This is a genomic window from Pseudomonas brassicacearum, assembly GCF_003732175.1.
GTDB classification, from domain to species: domain Bacteria; phylum Pseudomonadota; class Gammaproteobacteria; order Pseudomonadales; family Pseudomonadaceae; genus Aquipseudomonas; species Aquipseudomonas brassicacearum_G.
Map to the genome: position 1 here is coordinate 1 of NZ_MOBI01000043.1, position 3,333 is coordinate 3,333.

2 rRNA genes are annotated in these 3,333 nt (G+C 51.1%); both read right to left on the bottom strand.

Annotated elements, in window-relative coordinates:
- Positions 1-2: 2 nt before the first annotated feature.
- Positions 3-118 (bottom strand): 5S ribosomal RNA (gene rrf, locus BK658_RS29120).
- Positions 119-274: 156 nt separating this feature from the next.
- Positions 275-3,166, bottom strand: a 23S ribosomal RNA gene (locus BK658_RS29125).
- Positions 3,167-3,333: the final 167 nt, after the last annotated feature.

Here is a 3,333-nt window from a genome sequence, read left to right on the forward strand (position 1 = left end):
AATCTTGACGATGACCTACTCTCACATGGGGAAACCCCACACTACCATCGGCGATGCATCGTTTCACTGCTGAGTTCGGGATGGGATCAGGTGGTTCCAATGCTCTATGGTCGTCAAGAAATTCGGGTACTGAGTCGTGACCAACTGGTCTCGCTTCAGCAAATTGGGTATGTGATAGCCAGGTGTTTTGTGAGCAGCTCGAACTTTCGGTTCGTTTCGTCTTCACACACCGCAATCTGGCCTCTTTCGAGTTCGCAAATTGCTTGGGTGTTATATGGTCAAGCCTCACGGGCAATTAGTATTGGTTAGCTCAACGCCTCACAGCGCTTACACACCCAACCTATCAACGTCGTAGTCTTCGACGGCCCTTCAGGGGACTCAAGGTCCCAGTGAGATCTCATCTTGAGGCTAGTTTCCCGCTTAGATGCTTTCAGCGGTTATCTATTCCGAACATAGCTACCCGGCAATGCCACTGGCGTGACAACCGGAACACCAGAGGTTCGTCCACTCCGGTCCTCTCGTACTAGGAGCAGCCCCTCTCAAATCTCAAACGTCCACGGCAGATAGGGACCGAACTGTCTCACGACGTTCTAAACCCAGCTCGCGTACCACTTTAAATGGCGAACAGCCATACCCTTGGGACCGGCTTCAGCCCCAGGATGTGATGAGCCGACATCGAGGTGCCAAACACCGCCGTCGATATGAACTCTTGGGCGGTATCAGCCTGTTATCCCCGGAGTACCTTTTATCCGTTGAGCGATGGCCCTTCCATACAGAACCACCGGATCACTAAGACCTACTTTCGTACCTGCTCGACGTGTCTGTCTCGCAGTCAAGCGCGCTTTTGCCTTTATACTCTACGACCGATTTCCGACCGGTCTGAGCGCACCTTCGTACTCCTCCGTTACTCTTTAGGAGGAGACCGCCCCAGTCAAACTACCCACCATACACTGTCCTCGATCCGGATAACGGACCTGAGTTAGAACCTCAAAGTTGCCAGGGTGGTATTTCAAGGTTGGCTCCACGCGAACTGGCGTCCACGCTTCAAAGCCTCCCACCTATCCTACACAAGCAAATTCAAAGTCCAGTGCAAAGCTATAGTAAAGGTTCACGGGGTCTTTCCGTCTAGCCGCGGATACACTGCATCTTCACAGCGATTTCAATTTCACTGAGTCTCGGGTGGAGACAGCGCCGCCATCGTTACGCCATTCGTGCAGGTCGGAACTTACCCGACAAGGAATTTCGCTACCTTAGGACCGTTATAGTTACGGCCGCCGTTTACCGGGGCTTCGATCAAGAGCTTCGCGTTAGCTAACCCCATCAATTAACCTTCCGGCACCGGGCAGGCGTCACACCCTATACGTCCACTTTCGTGTTTGCAGAGTGCTGTGTTTTTAATAAACAGTCGCAGCGGCCTGGTATCTTCGACCGGCATGGGCTTACGGAGCAAGTCCTTCACCCTCACCGGCGCACCTTCTCCCGAAGTTACGGTGCCATTTTGCCTAGTTCCTTCACCCGAGTTCTCTCAAGCGCCTTGGTATTCTCTACCCAACCACCTGTGTCGGTTTGGGGTACGGTTCCTGGTTACCTGAAGCTTAGAAGCTTTTCTTGGAAGCATGGCATCAACCACTTCGTGTTCTAAAAGAACACTCGTCATCAGCTCTCGGCCTTGGAATCCCGGATTTACCTAAGATTCCAGCCTACCACCTTAAACTTGGACAACCAACGCCAAGCTGGCCTAGCCTTCTCCGTCCCTCCATCGCAATAACCAGAAGTACAGGAATATTAACCTGTTTTCCATCGACTACGCTTTTCAGCCTCGCCTTAGGGACCGACTAACCCTGCGTCGATTAACGTTGCGCAGGAAACCTTGGTCTTTCGGCGTGGGTGTTTTTCACACCCATTGTCGTTACTCATGTCAGCATTCGCACTTCTGATACCTCCAGCAAGCTTCTCAACTCACCTTCACAGGCTTACAGAACGCTCCTCTACCGCATCACCTAAGTGATACCCGTAGCTTCGGTGTATGGTTTGAGCCCCGTTACATCTTCCGCGCAGGCCGACTCGACTAGTGAGCTATTACGCTTTCTTTAAAGGGTGGCTGCTTCTAAGCCAACCTCCTAGCTGTCTAAGCCTTCCCACATCGTTTCCCACTTAACCATAACTTTGGGACCTTAGCTGACGGTCTGGGTTGTTTCCCTTTTCACGACGGACGTTAGCACCCGCCGTGTGTCTCCCATGCTCGGCACTTGTAGGTATTCGGAGTTTGCATCGGTTTGGTAAGTCGGGATGACCCCCTAGCCGAAACAGTGCTCTACCCCCTACAGTGATACATGAGGCGCTACCTAAATAGCTTTCGAGGAGAACCAGCTATCTCCGAGCTTGATTAGCCTTTCACTCCGATCCACAGGTCATCCGCTAACTTTTCAACGGTAGTCGGTTCGGTCCTCCAGTTAGTGTTACCCAACCTTCAACCTGCCCATGGATAGATCGCCCGGTTTCGGGTCTATTCCCAGCGACTAGACGCCCTATTAAGACTCGCTTTCGCTACGCCTCCCCTATTCGGTTAAGCTCGCCACTGAAAATAAGTCGCTGACCCATTATACAAAAGGTACGCAGTCACCCAACAAAGTGGGCTCCCACTGCTTGTACGCATACGGTTTCAGGATCTATTTCACTCCCCTCTCCGGGGTTCTTTTCGCCTTTCCCTCACGGTACTAGTTCACTATCGGTCAGTCAGTAGTATTTAGCCTTGGAGGATGGTCCCCCCATATTCAGACAAAGTTTCTCGTGCTCCGTCCTACTCGATTTCATGACCAAGAGATTTTCGCGTACAGGGCTATCACCCACTATGGCCGCACTTTCCAGAGCGTTCCGCTAATCTCAAAGCCACTTAAGGGCTAGTCCCCGTTCGCTCGCCACTACTAAGGGAATCTCGGTTGATTTCTTTTCCTCAGGGTACTTAGATGTTTCAGTTCCCCTGGTTCGCTTCTTAAGCCTATGTATTCAGCTTAAGATACCTAACTTATGTTAGGTGGGTTCCCCCATTCAGACATCTCCGGATCAAAGTCTGTTTGCCGACTCCCCGAAGCTTTTCGCAGGCTACCACGTCTTTCATCGCCTCTGACTGCCAAGGCATCCACCGTATGCGCTTCTTCACTTGACCATATAACCCCAAGCAATCTGGTTATACTGTGAAGACGACATTCGCCGAAAATTCGATTCTTGCTCATAAAGAGCATCTCACAAATTTTACCTTAGCCTGATCCGTTACCAGTGAAAGTAACGTTCAGTCTATCTTTCTATCACATACCCAAATTTTTAAAGAACGAT